General features: G+C 66.5%; 24 protein-coding genes. 18 read left to right on the top strand and 6 right to left on the bottom strand.

Annotated features, from left to right (window positions below):
• Positions 1–218: 218 nt before the first annotated feature.
• Positions 219–1,175 carry a CobW family GTP-binding protein gene (locus K8U54_RS10550; RefSeq protein ID WP_249910080.1) on the bottom strand — a complete coding sequence of 319 codons (957 nt, stop codon included), beginning with the start codon at positions 1,173–1,175 and terminating at the stop codon, positions 219–221.
• 99 nt (positions 1,176–1,274) lie between these two features.
• Between K8U54_RS10550 and K8U54_RS10545 the strand changes: the two genes are divergently transcribed.
• Positions 1,275–1,628 carry an NADH:ubiquinone oxidoreductase gene (locus tag K8U54_RS10545; protein WP_249910079.1) on the top strand — a complete coding sequence of 118 codons (354 nt, stop codon included), beginning with the start codon at positions 1,275–1,277 and terminating at the stop codon, positions 1,626–1,628.
• Between the two features lie 264 nt (positions 1,629–1,892).
• Here the strand turns inward: K8U54_RS10545 and K8U54_RS10540 are convergent, their stop codons facing one another.
• The 3 genes from K8U54_RS10540 to dksA are packed head-to-tail and all read right to left on the bottom strand — an operon-like array spanning position 1,893 to position 4,171.
• A complete protein-coding gene (locus K8U54_RS10540; RefSeq protein WP_249910078.1) occupies positions 1,893–2,537 on the bottom strand; it encodes a DUF1826 domain-containing protein in 645 nt (214 codons plus the stop codon).
• Complete coding sequence (gene zigA / locus K8U54_RS10535; protein WP_249910077.1) at positions 2,537–3,739, bottom strand: zinc metallochaperone GTPase ZigA; 1,203 nt, start codon at positions 3,737–3,739, stop codon at positions 2,537–2,539. Before zigA ends, K8U54_RS10540 begins: the two co-directional genes overlap by 1 nt.
• 27 nt (positions 3,740–3,766) lie before the next feature.
• A complete protein-coding gene (dksA, locus tag K8U54_RS10530; protein WP_249910076.1) occupies positions 3,767–4,171 on the bottom strand; it encodes an RNA polymerase-binding protein DksA in 405 nt (134 codons plus the stop codon).
• Positions 4,172–4,250: 79 nt separating this feature from the next.
• Here dksA and folE2 point away from each other — a divergent pair, with 79 nt between their 5' ends.
• The 9 genes from folE2 (at position 4,251) to K8U54_RS10485 (ending at position 12,448) form a co-directional block, all read left to right on the top strand.
• Positions 4,251–5,144 (top strand): GTP cyclohydrolase FolE2, encoded by an 894-nt coding sequence (folE2, locus tag K8U54_RS10525; RefSeq protein WP_249910075.1) that lies wholly within the window; start codon positions 4,251–4,253, stop codon positions 5,142–5,144.
• A 255-nt stretch (positions 5,145–5,399) separates the two neighbouring features.
• Positions 5,400–5,990, top strand: coding sequence for an amino acid synthesis family protein (locus K8U54_RS10520; RefSeq protein WP_074886356.1), 591 nt, complete (start codon positions 5,400–5,402; stop codon positions 5,988–5,990).
• 13 nt (positions 5,991–6,003) lie between these two features.
• Complete coding sequence (locus tag K8U54_RS10515) at positions 6,004–6,837, top strand: alpha/beta fold hydrolase (protein ID WP_249910074.1); 834 nt, start codon at positions 6,004–6,006, stop codon at positions 6,835–6,837.
• On the top strand, positions 6,834–8,315 hold the full coding sequence (locus tag K8U54_RS10510; protein ID WP_249910073.1) for an aldehyde dehydrogenase: 1,482 nt from the start codon (positions 6,834–6,836) through the stop codon (positions 8,313–8,315). Before K8U54_RS10515 ends, K8U54_RS10510 begins: the two co-directional genes overlap by 4 nt.
• A 20-nt stretch (positions 8,316–8,335) precedes the next feature.
• A complete protein-coding gene (locus K8U54_RS10505) occupies positions 8,336–8,821 on the top strand; it encodes a flavin reductase family protein (protein WP_249910072.1) in 486 nt (161 codons plus the stop codon).
• A 212-nt stretch (positions 8,822–9,033) separates the two neighbouring features.
• On the top strand, positions 9,034–10,485 hold the full coding sequence (locus tag K8U54_RS10500) for an NAD-dependent succinate-semialdehyde dehydrogenase (protein WP_249910071.1): 1,452 nt from the start codon (positions 9,034–9,036) through the stop codon (positions 10,483–10,485).
• A gap of 192 nt (positions 10,486–10,677) precedes the next feature.
• Positions 10,678–11,064 carry a carboxymuconolactone decarboxylase family protein gene (locus K8U54_RS10495; protein ID WP_249910070.1) on the top strand — a complete coding sequence of 129 codons (387 nt, stop codon included), beginning with the start codon at positions 10,678–10,680 and terminating at the stop codon, positions 11,062–11,064.
• Positions 11,065–11,129: 65 nt separating this feature from the next.
• On the top strand, positions 11,130–11,879 hold the full coding sequence (locus K8U54_RS10490; RefSeq protein WP_073263774.1) for a GntR family transcriptional regulator: 750 nt from the start codon (positions 11,130–11,132) through the stop codon (positions 11,877–11,879).
• 5 nt (positions 11,880–11,884) lie between these two features.
• Entirely contained in the window at positions 11,885–12,448 is a 564-nt protein-coding gene (locus tag K8U54_RS10485; protein ID WP_249910069.1) for an NUDIX hydrolase, read from the top strand.
• Positions 12,449–12,608: 160 nt separating this feature from the next.
• On the opposite strand, the gene K8U54_RS10480 is transcribed toward K8U54_RS10485, so the two are convergent.
• On the bottom strand, positions 12,609–13,577 hold the full coding sequence (locus tag K8U54_RS10480; RefSeq protein ID WP_249910068.1) for a DMT family transporter: 969 nt from the start codon (positions 13,575–13,577) through the stop codon (positions 12,609–12,611).
• Positions 13,578–13,678: 101 nt separating this feature from the next.
• On the opposite strand from K8U54_RS10480, the gene K8U54_RS10475 reads away from it, so the two are divergent.
• The 5 genes from K8U54_RS10475 (at position 13,679) to K8U54_RS10455 (ending at position 18,858) form a co-directional block, all read left to right on the top strand.
• Positions 13,679–14,575, top strand: coding sequence for a LysR family transcriptional regulator (locus K8U54_RS10475; RefSeq protein WP_249910067.1), 897 nt, complete (start codon positions 13,679–13,681; stop codon positions 14,573–14,575).
• Positions 14,576–14,678: 103 nt separating this feature from the next.
• On the top strand, positions 14,679–15,392 hold the full coding sequence (locus K8U54_RS10470) for a GntR family transcriptional regulator (protein WP_249910066.1): 714 nt from the start codon (positions 14,679–14,681) through the stop codon (positions 15,390–15,392).
• Positions 15,389–16,405, top strand: a complete 1,017-nt coding sequence (locus tag K8U54_RS10465) for an ADP-ribosylglycohydrolase family protein (protein WP_249910065.1) — start codon at positions 15,389–15,391, stop codon at positions 16,403–16,405. The genes K8U54_RS10470 and K8U54_RS10465 overlap by 4 nt, the downstream gene beginning before the upstream one ends.
• Positions 16,406–16,472: 67 nt before the next feature.
• Positions 16,473–17,936 carry a purine-cytosine permease family protein gene (locus tag K8U54_RS10460; protein WP_249910064.1) on the top strand — a complete coding sequence of 488 codons (1,464 nt, stop codon included), beginning with the start codon at positions 16,473–16,475 and terminating at the stop codon, positions 17,934–17,936.
• Complete coding sequence (locus K8U54_RS10455; protein ID WP_249910063.1) at positions 17,926–18,858, top strand: PfkB family carbohydrate kinase; 933 nt, start codon at positions 17,926–17,928, stop codon at positions 18,856–18,858. Before K8U54_RS10460 ends, K8U54_RS10455 begins: the two co-directional genes overlap by 11 nt.
• Positions 18,859–18,954: 96 nt before the next feature.
• Here K8U54_RS10455 and K8U54_RS10450 read toward each other — a convergent pair whose 3' ends face one another.
• The gene (locus tag K8U54_RS10450) at positions 18,955–19,248 is read right to left on the bottom strand and encodes a DUF1330 domain-containing protein (RefSeq protein ID WP_249910062.1); all 294 of its coding nucleotides are present in this window, start codon (positions 19,246–19,248) and stop codon (positions 18,955–18,957) included.
• A 74-nt stretch (positions 19,249–19,322) separates the two neighbouring features.
• On the opposite strand from K8U54_RS10450, the gene ribBA reads away from it, so the two are divergent.
• From ribBA to K8U54_RS10435, 3 genes are all read left to right on the top strand, one after another.
• Complete coding sequence (ribBA, locus tag K8U54_RS10445; protein ID WP_249910061.1) at positions 19,323–20,429, top strand: bifunctional 3,4-dihydroxy-2-butanone-4-phosphate synthase/GTP cyclohydrolase II; 1,107 nt, start codon at positions 19,323–19,325, stop codon at positions 20,427–20,429.
• A 233-nt stretch (positions 20,430–20,662) separates the two neighbouring features.
• A complete protein-coding gene (locus tag K8U54_RS10440) occupies positions 20,663–21,688 on the top strand; it encodes an ABC transporter substrate-binding protein (protein WP_249910060.1) in 1,026 nt (341 codons plus the stop codon).
• Position 21,689: 1 nt separating this feature from the next.
• Positions 21,690–22,598 carry an ABC transporter permease gene (locus tag K8U54_RS10435; protein WP_249910059.1) on the top strand — a complete coding sequence of 303 codons (909 nt, stop codon included), beginning with the start codon at positions 21,690–21,692 and terminating at the stop codon, positions 22,596–22,598.

Raw genomic sequence — 22,598 nt, 5'->3', positions numbered from 1 at the left:
CCTCTTAGAGCCTGTTCACGACCTTTCGGCTCGACTTCAGCGCTCTGACTGCAAAGTGGCGCAAGTGGCCTTTCGTAGGGTGGACGACGCTTTACCCGTCCACCGCTCTGCGATCGCAATGGTGGACAAAAAGAGCGTTGTCCACCCTACGCTGGGAGCGGCCGCTTTTGCCTTGTAGCAGCCTCTTTACATCGCCTAAAAAGATCGTAAACGGGCTCCTACAGTCGACAGGCCGCCATGCCCGCCTGCAACGCCGCCTCGTCCTGGGCGCCGGCGAAGATCAATTCCAGCCGTGAATCCTTGCGCCACTCACTGTTCTGCCAGTGCAGCACCTGGCCCTCCAGGGCATTGGCCGACAGCCAGCCGGCGTTGGTTTGCAGCACCAGCTTGGCGCGTCGCCAGGGCAGGGTCGCCAGCCATTGCTGGACCGCCATCAGGTCGAAGCGCTGGCTGGGGTGCCAGCGCCAGCCGATGCTCCAGCCTTCAGGCTGATCCTGAATCAGGCAGATCGGCTCATCGGCACTGCGCCACACCAGCGCAGGCGGCGGTGGGCCGTCCGGCAGGAGGCCGCCGGCCGCCACATCGGCTGTCGCGGGTGCCTTCGGTAATCGGCTGAACGGCAATGCGCCCTGGCTCGTCCAGAAGCAGGCTTGCTGGAAGCCCGACTCGAGCCGCGAGCGAGTCGCCTGATCCAGCCCCTCGCTCTTGTTCAGCACCAGCAGCCCGGCGTGAGCCAGGGCGTCATGCTGGGTGTCGGCGAGCGGCTGACCGGCCGCCAGGGCTGCAGCGTCGAGCACCATCAGCAGCGGCTGCACGGCAAGCACGCCGTCCCAGGGCGCCCGGCCCAGTTGCTCCAGCAGCGCGCCGGGATGGCCCAAACCGGACGGTTCGATAAACAGCCGATGCGGTTTGGCCTTGCGTAGCAACCGGCCCAGGCCGACCTGGAAGGGCGCGCCGTTGACGCAGCACAGGCAGCCACCGGCCACCTCGCTGAAGCTCAGCCCCGCTTCATCGCGGGCCAGCAGGGCGGCGTCCAGGCCGATCTGGCCGAACTCGTTGATCAGCACCGCCCAGCGCTCGTGGGCAGGGCGCTGCGCCAGCAGCTGATGGATCAGGCTGGTCTTGCCGGCGCCCAGCGGGCCGGCGATCAGGTGGGTGGGTATCTGTTCGAGCATGGCGCTATGGTGAAGGCTCGGCGACGTGGGGAAAAGCCCGGCTTGCGCTGATCGAGCGGCAGACCTAAAGTCTGCCGCATCTTGAGTGGAGTCGTAACCATGCGCCGTTTGCTGCCCCTGCTGTTGTGCGGTTTGTCCGGCCTGGCCTGGGGCGAAGCCTGCGTGGTGCATAGCCAGGCCGAGCGACTGGACGTGAAGGTCTGCCAGCAGAACCGCAGCATTCCGCCGAATCTGTTCCGCAGCGGTTTCTGCCAGCCCCAGCTCAAGGGCCAGAAGGTCGACGTCAGCTTCGTCGAGCAGTGCCCGGTCGGTGCCTTCGGCGTGTGCCGTAACGCCCGGATCGGCGGCACGCCCTACCAGCAGGACATTCACTACTACGGCGTCGCCGAAGACGCCGCCTACCTCAAGCCCTTCTGCGAAAGCCAGAGCAAGGGCGTGTGGATGGCCTACTAAACGCCTGTTCGCAACCTTTAAGTCCAGGTTCGCCGATTTTGGCAGCTAGGTGGCAAGAGCGGTCGTTGGTGCATTACCTGTGGGAGCGGCGAACGGCTGCTATAGCCTTGCAGCTGCCCCTTCATGCACGTACAGATCGCGAGCAGGTCCAGGCCGTCATCCAATCGTCATCTCCATTAGCGTTAATACAGTCTCTCTTGGCTGCCGGACAGGCCCGGTGGCGATGTTGCTGCGCTCAGGCGCAGCATTTTTTTTGCCTGCCGTTCAGGCCAGCCAGTCCAGGGTCAGCAGCAGGCGGCGCTCACCGGCAGGCAGGGCCGGCGAGCGGTGGATCAAGCCGCGTCCTTCGTTGCCCACCCAGCGTTCGCCCTTGACCAAGGCCACATGGCCACAGCCGATCTGTTCGACCAGCGCGCCATCCCGGGGCACCGCCTGCGCGCCACCCAGCAGCTGGCGCGGCAGTTCGCCTTCGGCCAGCCACTGGCTGCCGGGGCCGGCGTAGCTGGTGATCAGCCGTAGCGGCACATGATCGACGTGAAAGCGCGGGCACATGGCGCCATCCAGCGCCCGCAGGCGCAGGCCGATACGCCGCGCATCGAGCAGGCAGGCATAGGCGCGTACCAGCCAGGCGACGTCGGCGAGGAACGCCGCCTGGCCGGGCAGGTCGCTGTAGCCGCTGAGCAGCCCGTGCAGATTGGGCTCGGCTTCCGGATCGGCCAGCTCGATGCTCAGGGATTCGGCCAGGGGCTCGCCCTGGGCCAGCAAGGTGCTGGCGAAAGTTGCCAGGTGCTCGGGCAGGCTGCGCTGCCAGACCGCCAGGTTGACCTCATCGCGCAAGGCCTCGCCGAGTATCTCGACGCGCGCGCTGCTGACCTGCTGCGGCACCGGTTCTACCTTGAACGCCAGCATCAGGCGGCCTCCTGCCAGGGGCCGAACGGGTCGGGCAGGCGCAGCCAGTTCTCGGTACCGGCGGCCATTTCCGCATCGCTGAGCAGGCAGGCGTCCAGTTCGGCATGCAGCCGGGCGAAGTCGATGTGCTGGCCGATGAACACCAGCTCCTGGCGGCAATCACCGCTGGCCTTGTCCCACTGGCGAACGATGCCCTTGAGCGCGTCCTCGTCCTGGGGCCACTGGCTCTTCGGCACGAAGCGCCACCAGCGCCCGGCCAGGCCATGGCGCATCAGGCCGCCGGCCTGGGACCAACTGCCCGCCTCCTGGTACTTGCTGGCCAGCCAGAAGAAGCCCTTGGAGCGCAGCAGCCGGCCATTGGTCCATTCGCGGCTGAGAAAATCGAAGAAACGCTGCGGGTGGAACGGCCGCCGCGCCCGGTAGGCGCTGGAGGCGATGCCGTACGCCTCGGTTTCCGGCACGTGCTCGCCGCGCAGCTCCTTGAGCCAGCCGGGCGACTCGGCGGCGCGCTCGAAGTCGAACAGGCCGGTGTCGAGAATGGCCTCCAGCGGTACCGCGCCCATGCTCATCGGCACGATCCGGGCGCGGGTGTTGAGGCGGCGCAGGATGGCGGTCAGCTCCTCGCGCTCGGCGCTGCTGATCAGGTCGATCTTGCTGATCAGCAGCACGTCGGCGAACTCGACCTGTTCGATCAGCAGGTCGGTGATCGAGCGCTCGTCCTCTTCGCCGAGGGTTTCACCGCGGCTGGCCAGGCTCTGCGCAGCCTGGAAGTCGGGCAGGAAATTCACTCCGTCGACCACCGTGACCAGGGTATCCAGGCGCGCCAGGTCGGCCAGGCTCTGGCCCTGCTCGTCGCGAAAGGTAAAGGTCTCGGCCACCGGCAGCGGCTCGGAAATACCCGTGGACTCGATCAGCAGGTAGTCGAAGCGGCCGTCGCGGGCCAGCTTGCTGACTTCCTCGAGCAGGTCTTCGCGCAGGGTGCAGCAGATGCAGCCGTTGCTCATCTCGACCAGCTTCTCTTCGGCGCGGTTGAGGCTGACGCCCTTCTGCACCTCGCTGCCGTCGATGTTGATTTCGCTCATGTCGTTGACGATCACCGCGACGCGCAGGCCGTTGCGGTTCTTCAGCACATGGTTGAGCAGGGTGCTCTTGCCGGCACCGAGAAAGCCGGAAAGCACGGTAACGGGAAGACGGTCGGGCATGGCGGGGTCCTCATCGGGTAACAGGATTCACAGGTCACGTTGGTGGCGTTCGCGCTGTTCTTCGCGCTCTTTGGCTTCGATACACAGGGTGGCGGTGGGCCGCAGCAGCAGACGCCGCAGGCCGATCGGCTCGCCGGTTTCCCGGCACCAGCCGTACTCGCCGCGGGCCAGGCGTTCGAGGGCCTGGTCGATCTTGTCGAGCAGCTTCTTTTCCCGCTCCAGCAGGCGCAGTTGCCACTGGCGCTGCTCTTCACGGCTGGCGATGTCGGCCTCGTCGGCGGGTCGCTCCTGCTCGCGCAATTCGCCGAACTCCTCGTCGATGCGCTGCTGCAGCGCCTCGCGCTGGCGGGTCAGCAGGTCGCGAAAGAACGCCTGCTGGGCATCGTTCATGTAGGCCTCGGCTGGCTGGGCCAGCAATTCATCGGACGTCATGGTGGGCTCACGGTTGATTCAATTGTTATAACATAACATTAAATCACCCCTTGTCATGCCGATCACACAGAGGACGCCGATGAACCGCCAGACCACGCTGCCCGATATCGCCGCACAACGCAGCGCTCACTCAACCGCACCGCTCGACTGGGTGGGCATGCGCGGCATCGCCCTGCCGGTGCGGCTGGGCGAGCAGTCGCTGGATGCGCAGGTGGATGCCGGGGTCAGCCTCGACGACGGGCAGACCCGCGGCATCCACATGTCGCGTCTTTACCTGGCCCTGGCCGCGTTGCAGCGCGAGCCGCTGTCGCCCGCCCTGTTGCGCCAGGTGCTGGAGGATTTCCTGCACAGCCACCACGGCCTCTCGTACTGCGCCTACCTGGAGCTGCGCGGCGACTGGCTGATCGAGCGCCCGGCGCTGGTCAGCCCGCTTGCCGGTTACAAGGCCTACCCGCTGACCCTCAGCGCTCGCCTCGACCCGGCCGGTTTTCATCTGCAACTGGGCCTGCACCTGGGCTATTCATCGACCTGCCCCTGCTCGGCCGCCCTGGCCCGGCAGTTGATCCAGCAGCGCTTCGCCGCTGACTTCGCGGATCGCCCGCTGGATTTCGACGCCCTGCATGCCTGGCTGGGCGGCCCGGGCATCGTCGCCACGCCCCACAGCCAGCGCAGCGACGCGCACATTCGCGTGCGCCTGCCCGCGGACACCAGCACCCTGCCCTTCCTGGCGCTGCTCGATGGTGCCGAAGCCGCCCTGGGCACCGCCGTCCAGACTGCCGTCAAACGCGCGGACGAACAGGCCTTCGCCCTGGCCAACGGCCAGAACCTGATGTTCTGCGAGGACGCTGCCCGCCGCCTGCACCAGACGTTGCGGGCGATGCCGGAGATCGCTGCCTTCCATATCCAGGTGACCCACGCCGAAAGCCTGCACGCCCACGATGCGGTGGCTTGTGCCAGCCACGGCTGGTGCTGAGACCGTCGGCGCCCACGGGATAAACGGGGCGGTGCGTCACCCTGGCGGCATCGATAGCCGCCGTTGCCGTCGGCTTCGGGCGTCACTCGGCCCCGTCACCGGCCTGTAAAGCCCTCTCCAGTTGCCCACTTTTCAGGCTGCTCAACCCTCCAGGCAGGCGGTCAAGGCACCGTCGTGCCTGGGATTCGGCAAGGTTTGCATATTCTGTATTCTGGTATACCATAATACCCAACACCAACCAGCCGAGGAGCTGCCATGAGTTTCGAGATTCGCAAGATCGTCAGCTACATAGAAGAAACCCTGATCGAAGGCGGCAAGGCGACCGACAAGCCGGTCACCATGGTCGGCCTGGCCGTGGTGATCAAGAACCCGTGGGTCGGCAACGGCTTCGTCGAAGACCTCAAGCCGCAGATCAAGGCCAACTGCTCCGCCCTCGGTGAGCTGATGGTCGCGCGCCTGACCGCCGCCATCGGCGGCGCCGACAAGATCGAAGCCTATGGCAAGGCTGCCGTGGTCGGTGCCGACGGCGAAATCGAGCACGCGTCGGCCGTCATCCACACCCTGCGTTTCGGCAACCACTACCGCGAGGCGGTACAGGCCAAGAGCTACCTGTCGTTCACCAACAAGCGTGGCGGCCCGGGCACCTCGATCCAGATCCCGATGATGCACAAGGACGACGAAGGCCTGCGTTCGCACTACATCACCCTGGAGATGCAGATCGAAGACGCCCCGCGCGCCGACGAAATCGTCGTGGTCCTGGGCGCTGCCAACGGTGGCCGTCTGCACCCGCGTATCGGCAACCGTTACATCGATCTGGAAGAACTGGCGGCCGAGAAGGCGCAGTAATCGGGAGCAGGCCATGATTCGGCACCTCGCTGAACGTACCCCCGCCGGCACCAGTTACCGGGTGATCGGCCAGGGCCAACCCGTGGTATTGATCCACGGCGTGGGCCTGAACAAAGACATGTGGGGCGGCCAGGTCGTCGGCCTGGCCCAGCATTTCCAGGTCATCGTCTACGACATGCTCGGCCATGGCGACAGCCCGCGCCCGGCCGTGGACACCAACCTGGCCGGTTACGCCGACCAGCTGCGCGAACTGCTCGACCACCTCGGCCTGGCGCAGGCCATGGTGATCGGTTTCTCCATGGGCGGCCTGGTGGCCCGTGCCTTCGCGCTGCATTACCCGCAGCGCATCGCCGCCCTGGTGGTGCTCAACAGCGTGTTCAACCGCAGCCCCGAGCAGCGCGCCGGGGTCATCGAGCGTACTGCCCAGGCCGCCGAACATGGCCCGGACGCCAACGCCGAAGCAGCGCTGTCGCGCTGGTTCAGCCGTGAGTACCAGGCCGCCAACCCGGCGCAGATCGCCGCCATTCGCCAGACCCTGGCCGGCAACGATGCCCAGGGTTACCTGACCACCTATACGCTGTTCGCCACCCAGGACATGTACCGCGCCGACGACCTGGCAGAGATCCAGGTGCCGACGCTGATCGCCACCGGCGAACTCGACCCGGGCTCGACGCCGCAGATGGCCAAACAGCTGGCGCAGTGCATTCCGGGCGCACGCGCCGTGGTGCTGGCCGAGCAACGGCATATGATGCCGGTAGAATCGCCGCGCCTGGTCAACCAGATGCTGCTGGAGTTTCTCGAGCAAGCCTGCCCGCTGCAAGACACCGCCAAGGGGATCGTTGCATGACACTCGCACGCTATCAGATGTGCATTGACGGCCAGTGGGTCGACGCACAATCGGGCAACACTTTCGAGAGCCTCGACCCGGCTCGCGCGCAAGCCTGGGCCGTGCTCCCGGATGCCGGCGCCGAGGATGTCGAGCGCGCCGTGCAGGCCGCCCAGGCGGCCTTCGACAACCCGGCCTGGCGCGGCCTCAGCGCCACTGCGCGGGGCAAGCTGCTGCGCCGCCTGGGTGACCTGATCGCCGATAACAAGGAAGCCCTGGCCCAGCTCGAGAGCCGCGACAACGGCAAGCTGATCCGCGAGACCCGCGGCCAGGTCGGCTATCTGCCGGAGTTCTTCCACTACACCGCGGGGCTGGCCGACAAGCTCGAAGGCGGCACCCTGCCCCTCGACAAGCCGGACATGTTCGCCTACACCACCCACGAGCCGATTGGCGTGGTGGCCGGGATCATCCCCTGGAACAGCCCGCTGTACCTGACCGCGATCAAGCTCGCCCCGGCCCTGGCCGCCGGCAACACCATCGTGCTCAAGCCGTCGGAACACGCCTCGGCGACCATTCTCGAACTGGCCCGCCTGGCCCTCGAAGCCGGTTTCCCGGCCGGCGTGGTCAACGTGGTCACCGGCTACGGCCCGACCACCGGCGCGGCGCTGACCAGCCACCCCCTGGTACGCAAGATCGCCTTCACCGGCGGCGCGGCCACTGCCCGCCACGTGGTGCGCGCCAGCGCCGAGAACTTCGCCAAGCTGTCGCTGGAGCTGGGCGGCAAGTCGCCGAACATCATCTTCGCCGATGCCGACCTGGACAGCGCCATCAACGGCGTGGTCGCCGGCATCTACGCCGCCTCCGGGCAGAGCTGCGTGGCCGGCTCGCGCCTGCTGGTGCAGGACAGCATCTACGACGAGTTCGTCGAGCGCCTGGTCGAGCGTGCCAAGCGCATCCGCATCGGCAACCCCCAGGACGACGCCAGCGAGATGGGCCCCATGGCCACTGCCCAGCAACTGGCAGTGGTCGAAGGCCTGGTCGCCACAGCCGTGGCCGAAGGTGCGAAACTGCGCCTGGGTGGCAAACGGCCGCAGATCGACGGCGAAGGCTGGTACTACGAGCCGACGCTGTTCGAATGCGACAGCCACTCGATGACCATCATGCAGGAAGAGGTCTTCGGCCCGGTCGCCTCGGTGATTCGTTTCAAGGATGAAGCCGACGCCCTGGCCATGGCCAACGACTCGCAGTTCGGCCTCGCCGCCGGCATCTGGACCCGCGACCTGGGTCGCGCCCACCGCATGGCCAAAGGCGTGCGCTCGGGCATCATCTGGGTCAACACCTACCGCGCCGTATCGGCCATGGCGCCGATCGGCGGTTTCAAGAACAGCGGCTACGGCCGTGAAAGCGGCATCGATTCGGTGCTGGCCTACACCGAGCTGAAAACGGTGTGGATCAACCTGTCGCAAGCGCCCATGCCCGACCCGTTCGTGATGCGCTGAGCGCATCGAGGAAAAGCAAAATGATCGAACCCGGACTCTACAAATCCGTCATGGCCGCCTTCCCTTCCGGGGTGACCATCGTCACCACCCTGGGCCCCGATGGCGGCATCGTCGGCATCACCGCCAGCGCCTTCAGCGCGCTGTCCATCGACCCGGCGCTGGTGCTGTTCTGCCCCAACTACAGCTCCGATTCCTACCCGGTGCTGCGCGACAGCAAGCGCTTCGCCATCCACCTGCTGTCCGCCGAGCAGCAGAAGGAAGCCTACGCCTTCGCCGGCAAGGGCAAGGACAAGGCCGCCGGTATCGAGTGGACGCTCAGCGAGCTGGGCAACCCGCTGCTCGATAACGCCGCGGCGATCATCGAGTGCGAGCTATGGCGCGAATACGAAGGTGGCGACCACGCCATCATGGTCGGCGCGGTGAAGAACCTGATCCTGCCGGAAGTTGCCCCGGTGCCGATGATCTATCACCGCGGCAAGCTCGGCGCCCTGCCGGCACTGGCCTGATCGACGTGACTTCGGCGAGAACCTAAACCACCTTTGTAGGGTGGACCGGGGCGCGTAGCCGACGCCTCATCCGTCCACCGCTCTGCAATCGCAATGGTGGACAAAAAAAGCGTTGTCCACCCTACGATCTGGCCCGACAACGCCGCAAATCGCCAGCTTTTTGGCCGCGTTCACTCACCCTCGAGCGCGGCCTGTTTTATTTCGGAGTTGCCATGACACCTGAAGCCTCGCGCCTGTTTCGCCAGCACGCCTACCTCGACGGGCAGTGGCTGGCCGCCGATGAAGGCGGCACCCAAGCCATCTTCAACCCCGCCACTGGCGAGGAAATCGGCCGGGTGCCCGAGATGGGCAGCGCCGAAGCGCAACGCGCCATCGTCGCCGCCAATGCCGCCTGGCCGGCCTGGCGGGCACGTACCGCCAAGGAGCGCAGCGCCATCCTCAAGCGCTGGCACGCGCTGATGCTGGAAAACGCCGACGCGCTGGCCGAGATCCTCACCCTCGAGCAGGGCAAGCCGCTGGCCGAAGCCAAGGGTGAAATCCTCTACGCCGCCAGCTTTATCGAATGGTTCGCCGAGGAGGCCAAGCGCATCTACGGCGACACCATTCCCAGCCACAAGCCCGATGCGCGCATCGTGGTGACCAAGGAGCCGATTGGCGTGGTCGCCGCGATCACGCCGTGGAATTTCCCGGCGGCGATGATCACCCGCAAGGTCGGCCCGGCCCTGGCCGCCGGCTGCCCGTGCATCGTCAAGCCGGCGCCGGAAACGCCGTTCTCCGCCCTGGCCCTGGCTGCGCTGGCGGAAGAGGCCGGGCTGCCCGCCGGCCTGCTCAACGTGATCACCGGCGATGCGGTGGCCATCGGCAACGCGCTGTGCGCCAGCGCCGAGGTGCGCAAGCTGTCGTTCACCGGCTCCACGCCGATCGGCAAGCTGCTGATGCAGCAGTGCGCCAGCACCCTGAAGAAAGTCTCGCTGGAACTGGGCGGCAACGCGCCGTTCATCGTCTTCGATGACGCCGACCTGGAGCGCGCCGTCGACGGTGCCATGCTCGCCAAGTACCGCAATGCCGGGCAGACCTGCGTGTGCGTGAACCGTTTTCTGGTGCAGGACGGTATCCACGATGCCTTCGTCGCCCGCCTGGCCGAGCGCGTGGCCGGGCTGAAGGTCGCCGATGGTTTTACCGAGGGCGCTCAACAAGGCCCGCTGATCAACAGCCGGGCTGTGGACAAGGTCGCCGATCACGTCGCTGATGCCCTGGAAAAGGGCGCACGGCTGGTGTGCGGCGGTGAGCGCCACGCCCTCGGCCACGGTTTCTACCAGCCCACCGTGCTGAGCGAGGTGACGACCGATATGAAGGTCGCCCGCGACGAAACCTTCGGCCCGCTGGCGGCGGTGTTTCGCTTCAGCGACGAGGCCCAGGCGATCCGCATGGCCAACGATACCGAGTTCGGCCTGGCCGCCTACTGCTACACCCGCGACCTGGGCCGCGCCTGGCGAATGAGCGAGGCGCTGGAATATGGCATGGTCGGCATCAACGAGGGGCTGATCTCCACGGAAGTGGCGCCCTTCGGCGGCATCAAGTCGTCGGGCCTGGGCCGCGAGGGCTCGCACTACGGCATCGACGATTACCTGGAAATCAAATACACCCTGATGGGCGGCTTGTAAGCAGGCGACTATGTGGCGGGCGCGGCCGTTCGCTCCTGCAGAATGGACTGGTGATTATCTGTGGGAGCGGGCCATGCCCGCGAAAACAATCACGGGCATGGCCTAGGCGTCCCCGCCCGTTCCCACAGGTAAAGCACGATGTCCGCTTCTGCCTTCCAACAGCCCCATCGCCAGTCACCCGGGAGAACCGACATGAGCAACGACAAGTACGAAAAGGGCCTGAAGATTCGCACCCAGGTGCTGGGCGAGGCCTACGTGAAGCGCTCGGTGGAGAACGCCGACGACTTCAACCGCCCGCTGCAGGAGCTGGTCACCGAATACTGCTGGGGCCACGTGTGGGGCCGGGAAGGCTTATCGATGCAGGAACGCAGCATGATAAACTTGGCCATGATTTCCGCGCTCAATCGCCCGCACGAACTGAAGCTGCACATTCGCGGCGCCCTGCGTAACGGCCTCAGCCGTGAGCAGATCCGCGAGATTCTGCTGCAGGTCGGCATCTACTGTGGCGTGCCTGCCGCGGTCGACAGCTTCCGTATCGCCCGTGAAGCCTTTGCCGAAGCGGATGCCGAGCAGCAGTAACCCGAGGCATAACCGGCCAAGGCAATGCGATGAGTGCGCCCATACCTATAACGCGAGCACTAACCATGAAACGCCAGCCGATCGACGACAGCTTCAAGGTCAACCGCAATCCCGTGACCCTGCGGGAAATCGTTCTGGACAAGCTGCGCAGCGCCATCATGAATTTCCAGCTGCTGCCCGGCGACCGTCTGGTGGAACGCGACCTCTGTGATCGCCTGGGCGTGAGCCGCACCTCGGTGCGCGAGGCGCTGCGTCACCTGGAGTCCGAAGGCCTGGTGGAATTCGCCGACGCCAAGGGCCCACGGGTGGCGATCATCACCCTGGAAGATGCCTGCGACCTCTACGAGCTGCGCTGCGCCCTGGAAGGCATGATCGTCCAGCTGTTCACCCTGCGCGCCCGCGCCAAGGACATCCGCGCCCTGGAACGCGCCCTGGAGAACAACCGCCAGACCCTCGAAGAAGGCGAGCTGCCGGACGTGCTGGAGTCGGTGCAGGAGTTCTACAACGTGCTGCTCGAAGGCTGTGGCAACGAAGCGGCGGCTACCCAGCTGCGCCAGCTGCAGGCACGTATCAGCTACCTGCGCGCCACCTCGGTGTCGCAGAGCAACCGCCGCAGCACCAGCAACCAGGAAATGGAGCGCATGGTCGAGGCGATCAAGAGCGGCGACCCGATCGCCGCCCACCAGGCCTCGGTGGATCATGTGCGCGCCGCGGCCAAGGTCGCCCTGGAGTACCTGGAAGCCAAGCAGGAAGGCGCCAAGGCCCGCGACATCGTCGCGCCCATCGGCCTCAAAGACCCGCGCATCGGGCGCTGACCGCCATGCCCAGCCCGCGCTTCTGTACCCAATGCGGCAGCGCGACCCTGGAGCGCCGCCGCCCGGCCGGCGATGACCACCACCGCCTGGTGTGCAGCGGTTGCGGGCACATCCACTACGAAAACCCGAAGATCATCACCGGCTGCATCATCGAGCAGGACGGTCGCTACCTGCTCTGCCAGCGCGCCATCGCCCCGCGCATCGGTACCTGGACGCTGCCCGCCGGCTTTATGGAAAACGGCGAGACCACCGAGGAAGCGGCCCTGCGCGAAGTGCGCGAGGAAGCCGGCGTGGTGGCGGAAATCACCTGCCCCTACTCGATCTTCAGCGTGCCGTCGATCAGCGAGGTGTACCTGATCTTCCGCGCCAGGCTGCTGCACGACACCGGCTACTTCGGCAGCGAAACCTCGGCCCGCCGCTTCTTCGCCCCCGAGGACATTCCCTGGGAGCAGATCTACTACCCGGCCATCCGGCAGATCCTGGAACGCTACATCGCCGAGCGCGAGACCGGCAGCTACGGCATCTACATGGGCAGCGACGACACCGGCAAGGTGCATTTCATTCGCTAGCGCGTTGTAGCGCCAAATGGCGCAAGTGGCCTTTCGTAGGGTGGACGACGCTTTACCCGTCCACCGCTCTGCGATCGCAATGGTGGACAAAAAGAGCGTTGTCCACCCTACGCTGGGAGCGGCCGCTTCTGTCTTGTAGCGGCCTCACCCATTGCACCGATCAACCCACCGAACTCGGCTTGCCCCCCGCCACCTCGGCAACCACGGCCTTCTTGGCCGCACGCGGCTTGAGCTGCCAGATGCCGAACATCACCAGCGCCAGCCCGGCCATCTGGTACGGCGAGATGGCTTCGCCGAGCAGCGCCCAGGCGGCGAAGATGGTCAGCACCGGGCCGAGATTGCCAACGGCGGCGGTATGGGTGGTGCCGATGCGCTGGATCGCCAGGGCCATCCAGTACACCGGCAACACCGTGGAAATCATCGCCATCAGCGCGGCGCACAGCCATACCTGGGCCGGTTGCGCGAGCATGCTGCCAATCGGTTCGGTGACCGCGAAATGCCCCAGCACCATCAGCGAAGACGCGCTGCCGGCCAGCCCGGCCAGGCGCATCGAGCCCAGGCGCTTCACCATCACCCCGGTGCCCAGGTAGTAGAGGGCATAGGTCACGGCGCTGGCGAACACCCAGAGCGAGCCGATGATCACCTGGCTGCCCATGTCGGTGGCGGCGATGTCGTGGATCAGCGCCACGCCAAGGCCCAGGTAACAGACCGCCATCGCCAGCAGCGTGCGGCGGCTGGGGCGTTCGCGAAAGGCGATCATCTGGAACACCAGCACCAGGGTCGGGTAGGTGAACAGGATCAACCGCTCCAGGCCCGCGCTGATGTACTGCAGACCGTAGAAGTCGAACAGGCTCGACAGGTAATAGCCGAACAGCGCCAGCACCACGACGCGGCCGCCGTCGCCTAGCGAGAAGCGCCCACCGGTGCCGCTGCGGCTCAGCCACACCAGCCACAGGAACAGCGGCAGCGCGAGGGTCATGCGCATCGCCAGCAGGGTGATCGCTTCCACGGGGGCGGCGGCATAGGCCAGCTTGACGAAGATCGCCTTCATGCTGAAGCCGGCGGCGGCAAGGATGGCGAACAGGCTGCCGTTGCTGGCGCAGCGCTGGAAAAAGGCGGGTGGGTTCATGGCGGTCTGGATCAGGGGCAGGGAACGGTTATTCTGATCCGAAAGGCGCCCGCCAAGAATCGGTATTTCCCTAAGGCTGCCTTCTGTTCTGGAGAACCCCCGTGCATTTCGATCTCGTGGACGTACGCCTGCTGGTCGCCATCGCGTCGAGCGGCAGCCTCAGCAAGGCGGCGGCCAGCTTTCCGGTGGCGGTGTCGGCGGCCAGCACCCGGCTGCGGCAGTTCGAGGAACGCTGCCAGGTCACCCTGTTCGTTCGCAGCGCCAACGGCATGGCCCCGACCCCTGCCGGGCGCCTGGTGCTCGAAGCCTGCCAGCGCATCCTCAACGAAACCCAGCGCCTGAAGGACCACCTGCAGGATCTGTCCGGCCAGCAACGGGTGGTGCTCAAGCTGTGCGCCTCCACCGTGGCCAACAGTACCTTTCTGCCGGCGGCGCTCGGTCCCTTCCTGGCCGACTACCCGGAGGTGGACCTGCAGCTCACCGAAGGCACCAGCCGCGCCATCCTGCGCAGCGTCCAGGTGGGGGAAATCGACCTGGGCGTCTACGACGGCAACCAGCCAACCGGCGGGCTGCTGTCCCTGCCGTTTCGCCATGATCGCCTGGTGCTGCTGGTGCCTCAAGGCCATGCCCTGGCTGGTCGGCGACAGGCCAAACTGGTGGAAGCGCTGAGCTTTCCCTATATCGGCCTGCCCGGCGAACGGGCGATGCAGCGCTTCATCGAGGACAAGGCGATCGCCGCCGGCATCGCCCTGCGCGTGCGGGTGCGGGCGCCGAGCTTCGACGCCATCGCCCAGCTGGTCGCCCAGGGCGCCGGCATCGCCATGCTGCCCGAGGCCGCAGCCTCACGGCTGGCCCAGGAGCTGCCGCTGACCCTGGTCGACATCGCCGACAGCTGGGCCAGCCGGGAATTGCGCCTGTGCATCCGCGACTGGCAGAGCCTGCCCTCCCATGCCCGCCAGTTGGTGAGCCACCTTTCCGGCGTTGTTCACCCGGGCTGAAAGGCCGCGTGCCAGCCCTGCAGCCCCCTGCATGGCCATCCGGAACGGACCATTCGCCAAAAAGCGCTTGCGAACGGAGCGTTCTGAGCGTACTAATTTGTACATGATTAGACAGGTTCGATTCGACAAGAAAACCCGTGTGGTTCGCGCCCTGGCCGAACGCATCGAACAGGGCGTGCTCGGCGCCGGTGAACGGCTGCCCGGTGAGCACGAGCTGGCGGCGGCCTTCGATGTCAGCCGCGGCACCCTGCGCGAGGCGCTTTCCGAACTCAAGCGACGCAATTACATCGGCACCCAGCCGGGCGTCGGCTCGGTGGTCACCTATGACGGCGTGCCCCTGCACCAGGGTGGCGGCTGGGCACAGGCCCTGGCCGCCGGTGGCGTGCAGGTGCAGACCGAGCTGCTGGGCATCAGCAGCGTGGAGCGCGAGGAATTCGCCGAACGCTTCGGCCGTGCCCGCTTCATGCTCGTCGAGCGCCGCCGGCGGGCCGCCGATGGCAGCCTGGTGTCGCTCGAGCGCGCACTGATTCCAGCCTGCGATGGCCTGGAATACCTCGCTGAAGAGGGCCTGCTCGAGGACTCGCTGACCGCCACCCTGGCCGCCCATGGCTATCGCGCCGGGCAGGGCAAGCAGTGGATCGGTGCCGCGCCGCTCGACATCGAGGCGGCCAGCCAGCTGCAACGCACGCCGGGCAGTGTGTTCCTCCGGGTGATCCGGGAAACCTTCGACAGCCGCGGGCGTTTCATGGAGCGCGTCGAGAGCTACCTGGACCCGCTGCACTTTCAACTTCATCTCGACTTCGGGGACGCCCAGTGAGCCATTTTTCCGCTGCGCGCGACCGCGCTCTCGGCGCCTTCCACGGCTTGGCTCTGGGCGATGCGCTCGGCATGCCGACCCAGTCGCTGTCACGCGAACAGATTCGCGCACGCTACGGCCGTATCGACGGCCTGATCGATGCCGATGCCGACCAACCCATCGCCCCGAACATGCCGGCCGGCGCGATCACCGACGATACCGAGCAGGCGATCCTGGTTGGCGAGCTGCTGGTTGCCGGCCAGGGCCGCATCGAACCCGCCATGCTCGCACGAAGCCTGATCGACTGGGAGGCGGCCATGCGCGCCAAGGGCTCCCAGGACCTGCTCGGCCCGTCGACCAAGCGTGCCATCGAGATGATTCTTGCCGGCGCCAGCCCGGAACAGGCCGGGCGCTTCGGCACCACCAATGGCGCGGCGATGCGCATTGCACCGGTGGGCATCGCCGCCGACGTGCGTGACCCCGAGCGCTTCATGCAGCAGGTGCTGCAGGCCTGCCAGGTAACCCACAACACCGGCCCGGGCATCGCCAGCGCCGCTGCCGTGGCGGCGGTGGTATCGGCGGGTATCAATGGCGACAACCTGGCCAGTGCCCTGGATAGCGGCGTCGCGGCCGCTCGCCAAGGCCAGCAGCTCGGCCACTGGGTGGCCGGCGGCGATATCGCCGCACGCATCGAGTGGACAGCGCGACTCTGCGCCGACGCCGCCCCCGAAGCACTGCCCGACTTGATCTACGAGGTGATCGGCACCTCGGTGGCGTCCCAGGAATCGGTGGTCGCGGCGTTCGCCCTGGCGCGCGCCGTCGCCGACGGCCAGCTGGCGCCCTACGAGGCCCTGTGCATGGCCGCCAGCCTGGGCGGCGACACCGACACCATCGCCGCCGTGCTCGGCGCCATGCTCGGCGCCGCCTTTGGCTTGGAGGCGTGGCCGAGAGAGGCGCTGGCGCAGGTCTGCGCGGTGAGCCAGATCGACCTGGCGCCCTTGACCGACCGGCTGCTGGCCTTGCGAACCACCTGAACCCCATGGGTGGCCGCCCATGCGGCCACCCAGCCCTGCCAACAACAACTATTGCAGGAGTCACGCCATGCGCGCATCCGAACAGGTGGGCCAGCTGGAAACCCGCGGCATCGAGCCGGTGCCCGAACATGAATGCAACGGCCACCCGTTGCAGCTGTTCTGGGTCTGGTTCGCGGCCAATATCAGCATCCTCGGCTTGCCGCTGGGCGCCACCCTGATCGCTTTCCAGGGCCTGTCGATCGGGCAGGCGCTGGTCGTCGCCATTCTCGGTGCCGGCGGCTCCTTCGCCATCGTCGGGCTGCTGTCGATCGCCGGTCGCCGAGGTCGCGCGCCAAGCCTGACGCTGTCCCGGGCGATCTTCGGCATGCGCGGCAATATCGGCCCGACCCTGGTGTCGCTCGGCTCGCGCCTGGGCTGGGAGACGGTCAACACCACCACGGCGGCCTTCGTGCTGCTGTCTCTGGTGTCGATCATCCAGGGCACGCCGGTGGAGGCCAAGTCCGCGCCCTTTCTCACCCTGCTGTTCATCGGCCTGTTCGTGCTGCTGACCCTGTGCGTCTCCGGCCTCGGCCATGCCACCCTGCTGGTGATCCAGAAGTGGGCCACCTGGGTGTTCGGCGCGCTGAACCTGGTGGTCGGCGGCTTTCTCGCCCTGCACATCGACTGGGCACTGGTATGGGCGGCCACCCCGGCGCCGCTGTCCGCCGTGCTGATCGGCGTCGGCACCATGGCGGCCGGTACGGGTATCGGCTGGGCCAATGCCGGCGCCGACATGTCGCGCTACCAGCACAAGAGCGTTCGCGCGGCCGGGCTGGTGGCCTCCGCGGCCTTTGGCGCAGGGATCCCGCTGGTGCTGCTGATCACCCTGGGCGGCCTGATCTCGGTGGGCAACGACCACCTGGCCTCGGCGACCGACCCCATCGTGGCGATTCGCGAACTGCTGCCGACCTGGATGGCCGTGCCCTACCTGATCACCGCGTTCGGCGGCCTGCTGTTGTCCAACAACCTGTCGGTGTATTCCGCGGGCCTCACCACCCTGACCCTCGGCCTCAAGGTCAAGCGGGTCTACGCCGTGGTGGTGGATATCGTGGTGATCTTCATCGGCTCGATCTACTTCATGCTGATCGCCGAGAGCTTCTACGGCCCGTTCATCACCTTCATCTCCATGCTCGCGGTGCCGATCACCGCCTGGGTGGGCATCTTCCTGGTCGACCTGCGCCACCGCCAGCGCTATGAGCCAGCCGACCTGATGAACGTCAGCCCGAGCAGCGCCTATTGGTACGCCGGTGGCGTGGAATGGCGCGCCCTGGGTGCCTGGGCGCTGGCGATCGTGCTGGGCTTCAGCTTCACCACGGTGAAGATCGGCGCCGACAACGTGCTGTTCCACGGCTGGCTGGCCGATTCCTGGTTTGGCCAGAATGGCCTGGGCTGGATCGTCACCTTCGTCGTCGCCGGTGGCCTCTATGGGTTGCTCGGTGGCTGCCGTGACCGCCGTGCCGCGGTGACCCACGAGGCCGCCCATGGCCGCTAGGTTGCTGTACACCGGCCAGGTGGTCGTCGACCTGGTGATGAGCGTCAGCGCCCTGCCAGCGACGGGCCAGGATGTGCTGGCCAGCAGCGCGGCCTTCGAAGTGGGTGGCGGCTTCAACGTGATGGCCGCCGCCGCACGCCATGGCCTGAGCACCTGCTACCTGGGCCGGCACGGGATCGGCCGCTTCGGCGACATGGCGCGCCAGGCCATGCAGGCCGAGGGCATCGACTGTCGGCTGGCGCCAAGCGATGACGGCGACACCGGCCTGTGCGTGGCGCTGACCGATGCCAGCGCCGAGCGCTCGTTCATCACCCGCGTCGGCGCCGAAGGCGTGTTGCAGGCCGAGGATCTCGACAGCGAAACCGCCACGGCCGATGACTGGGTGATGGTCAGCGGCTACAGCCTGCTGCACGCCGACAAGGCGGGCCCGCTGCTGAATTGGCTGCAGCAGGGCGGCGTTGCAGGTGCCCTGGTGTTCGACCCCGGCCCGCTGGCCTGTAACCCGGATATCCCTGGCGCCGAGCAGTTGCTGGCGCGGCTGGCGATCTGGAGCAGCAACCGTGAAGAAGCCCTGCAATTCACCGCCGCTGAAAACCTGGAGCAGGCGCTGCAACGGCTCACGGCGCGCCTGCCTCAGGGCGCGCTGGTGATCCTGCGCGACGGCCCCCAGGGCTGCTGGCTGGCCCGGGACGACTGGCGCCTGCAGGTACCGGGCTTTGCCGTGACTGCACTGGATACCAATGGCGCCGGTGATGCGCATATCGGCGTATTGCTGGCCAGCCTGGCGGCCGGGCTACCCGAGCCAGCCGCCGCCGCGCGCGCCAACGCCGCAGCGGCCATTGCGGTCACCCGGCATGGCCCGGCGACCTGTCCGACGGCGGGCGAACTCGATGCCTTTCTGGCCGAACAGGCCGTGGGCTGACACGGGCAGGCCGTTCAGCCTGCTGAAGGCGTCGCCCTCGATGGCCCGCGAGCGACTCCAGGTTGATCGAGGGCTGTACCCCAGGGGCCTACCCGATCAGGGCGCCATCCCCTCGACAATGATCACTTCCGACCGCGCCGCACCGGCCCGGTGGCTGCTCGCCTCCTGATAGGCCTCGGAGCGGTAGCAGGCGAGCGCCTGCTCGTACGATTCAAACTCGATCACCACGCTGCGCTGAGGCGTGTCACGGCCTTCCTGCGCTTCCGAACGCCCACCGCGGGCGAGAAACCTGCCGCCGAATGCGGCGAACGCCGCCGGGGCGCGCCGGGTGTATTCGACGTAGCGCTCGGGGTCGGTAACGTCCACGTGCGCGATCCAGTAACCCTTCATGGTCGACCTCCTTTAACTTGATTTCGTATTACGGTATACCATAATTCAAAATAACCAGACCTGCGAGAACCGCCATGCCCTTCCATCCCATCCGTGATCTCATCGATGACTTCCGCCAGGGCAAGATGGTCCTGCTGGTGGACGACGAAGACCGCGAGAACGAGGGCGACCTGCTGCTCGCCGCCGAATTCTGCACCCCCCAGGCGATCAATTTCATGGCCCGCGAAGCCCGCGGCCTGATCTGCCTGACCCTTACCGACGAGCACTGCCAGCGCCTCGGCCTGGAACAGATGGTGCCCAGCAACGGTAGCGTATTTTCCACCGCCTTCACCGTGTCCATCGAGGCCGCCAGCGGCATCAGCACCGGCATTTCCGCTGCCGACCGTGCCCACACGGTGCTGACCGCCGTGGCGCCGGGCGCGACCGCAGCCGATCTGGTGCAGCCTGGGCATATCTTCCCGCTGCGCGCCAAGGAAGGCGGTGTGCTGACCCGCGCCGGGCATACCGAGGCCGGCTGCGACCTGGCGCGGCTGGCCGGCCTGACGCCCGCCGCAGTGATCGTCGAGGTGATGAACGAGGACGGCAGCATGGCCCGTCGCCCCGAGCTGGAAGCCTTTGCCCACGCCCATGGCATCAGGATCGGCACCATCGCCGACCTGATCCAGTACCGCCTGAGCACCGAACACACCATCACCCGCATCGGCGAGCGCGAGCTGCCCACGGTGCATGGCGAATTCCGCCTGATCACCTATGAAGACCGCATCGCCGGCGGCGTGCACATGGCCATGGTGATGGGCGACATCCGCCATGACGAGCCGACCCTGGCGCGGGTTCACGCCATCGACCCGCTGCGCGATCTGGTCGGCGCCGAGTACACCGGCCCGCGCAGCTGGACGCTGTGGGCCGCCCTGGAGCGCATCGCCGCAGACGGCAAGGGCGTGGTCGTGGTGCTGGCCAACCATGAGTCGTCGCAGGCCCTGCTCGACCGGGTTCCGCAGCTGACCCAGCCGCAGCGGCCATTCAACCGTGGGCAGAGCCGGGTGTATTCGGAGGTCGGTACCGGGGCGCAGATCTTGCAGGACCTGGGCGTCGGCAAGCTGCGCCACCTCGGCCCGCCGCTCAAGTACGCGGGACTCGCCGGTTACGAGCTGGAGGTGGTGGAAACAGTGCCGTTCGAGTGATGGACGACCCGTTGTACGAACGCAACACCTTGTATGGCAAATCGCTTGCGCATAGTTTGGAATACCATAATATGATATCCCTAAGGCCAGTCAGTTTATCCTGTGCCCCGCAAGGGACAACGACAAACACAGCACTCGATACAGGCCGCCATTAAAGATCCCTTGGATCCACTGCTCCGGTTAAGCGGGCAAACGCCCGCTTGCGCACAAACACAACAAAGAGGGCAAGAAAGATGGTGTTTATCAAAGGTGTTACCTCGGTGCTCGCCGCGAGCCTCCTGAGTGCTGCAATCACGACCAGCGCCTCGGCGGAAACCGTCAATTTCGTCAGTTGGGGCGGTACCACCCAGGATGCGCAGAAGGCCGCCTGGGCCGACCCCTTCACCCGCGACACCAAGATCACCGTCGTCCAGGATGGCCCGACCGATTACGGTAAGCTCAAGGCCATGGTGGAGAGCGGCAACGTGCAGTGGGACGTGGTCGACGTGGAAGCCGACTTCGCCCTGCGCGCCGCGGCCGAAGGCCTGCTCGAACCGCTGGACTTCAACGTCATCGAGCGTGATCGCATCGATCCGCGCTTCGTCAACGACCACGGCGTCGGCTCGTTCTTCTTCTCCTTCGTGCTCGGCTACAACGAAGGCAAGGTCGGCGGCCAGAAGCCTGAGGACTGGAGCGCGCTGTTCGACACCGCCACCTACCCCGGCAAACGTGCCCTGTACAAATGGCCGAGCCCCGGGGTGCTGGAACTGGCCCTGTTGGCCGACGGTGTGGAAAAGGACAAGCTGTACCCGCTGGATCTGGACCGCGCCTTCAAGAAACTCGACACCATCAAGAAGGACATCGTCTGGTGGGGCGGTGGCGCGCAGTCGCAGCAATTGCTGGCCTCCGGCGAGGCGAGCATGGGCCAGTTCTGGAACGGCCGTATCCACGCCCTGCAGGAAGACGGTGCGCCGGTGGCGGCGAGCTGGAAGCAGAACCTGGTCATGGCCGACATGCTGGTCATTCCCAAGGGCGCCAAGAACAAGGAGGCGGCCATGAAGTTTCTGGCCAACGCCAGCAGCGCCAAGAGCCAGGCCGACTTCTCCAACCTGACCGCCTACGCCCCGGTCAACCTGGACAGCGTGGCGCGCCTGGACTCGGTGCTGGCGGAAAACCTGCCGACCGCCCACGAGGCTGACCAGATTACCCTGGACTACGCCTACTGGGCCAAGAACGGCGCGCAGATCGCCACCCGCTGGAACGAATGGCTGGTGAAATGAGATGACCGCGCTCCGTACCCCCGAGGTCGGTGCAGCAGACCGTCAGCGTGGCAACGCTGACGGCAACCCGGAACGGGCAGCGCGCTGGCGCGGTGCCCCGTACCTGCTGCCGGCCCTGCTGTTTCTCGGCTTGTTCTTCCTGGCGCCGCTGGTCAGCCTGCTGCTGCGCGGCGTGCTGGAGCCGGAGCCAGGCCTGGGCAACTATGCCCAGCTGTTCGCCAACTCGGCCTACTCCAAGGTGCTGTTCAACACCTTCGCGGTGGCCGGGCTGGTCACCCTGATCAGCCTGCTGCTGGGTTTTCCCCTGGCCTGGGCGATCACCCTGATGCCACGCGGCTGGGGTCGCTGGCTGCTGAACATCGTGCTGCTGTCGATGTGGACCAGCCTGCTGGCGCGTACCTATTCGTGGCTGGTGCTGCTGCAGTCCTCGGGGGTGGTCAACAAATTCCTGATGGGCCTGGGCATCATCGATCAACCCCTGGCGATGGTGCACAACCTGACCGGTGTGGTGATCGGCATGAGCTACATCATGATTCCGTTCATCGTGCTGCCGTTGCAGGCGACCATGAGCGCCATCGATCCGATGGTGCTGCAGGCCGGCTCGATCTGCGGTGCCAGCCCATGGCGCAACTTCTTCAAGGTGTTCATTCCGCTGTGCCGGCCGGGCATTTTCAGCGGCGCTCTGATGGTCTTCGTGATGTCCCTCGGCTACTACGTGACCCCGGCGCTGCTAGGCGGCGCGCAGAACATGATGCTGCCCGAATTCATCATCCAGCAGGTGCAATCGTTCCTCAACTGGGGCATCGCCAGTGCGGCAGCAGCCTTGCTGATCCTCATCACCCTGGTGCTGTTCTACGTCTACCTGAAGCTGCAACCGGAATCGCCGGTCGCATCCAGCACTGCGAGGTAA

The organism is Pseudomonas fulva (assembly GCF_023517795.1).
Lineage (GTDB): Bacteria > Pseudomonadota > Gammaproteobacteria > Pseudomonadales > Pseudomonadaceae > Aquipseudomonas > Aquipseudomonas fulva_D.
Note: the sequence above shows the minus strand (reverse complement) of the source record. Positions and strands in the feature narration are given on the sequence as shown.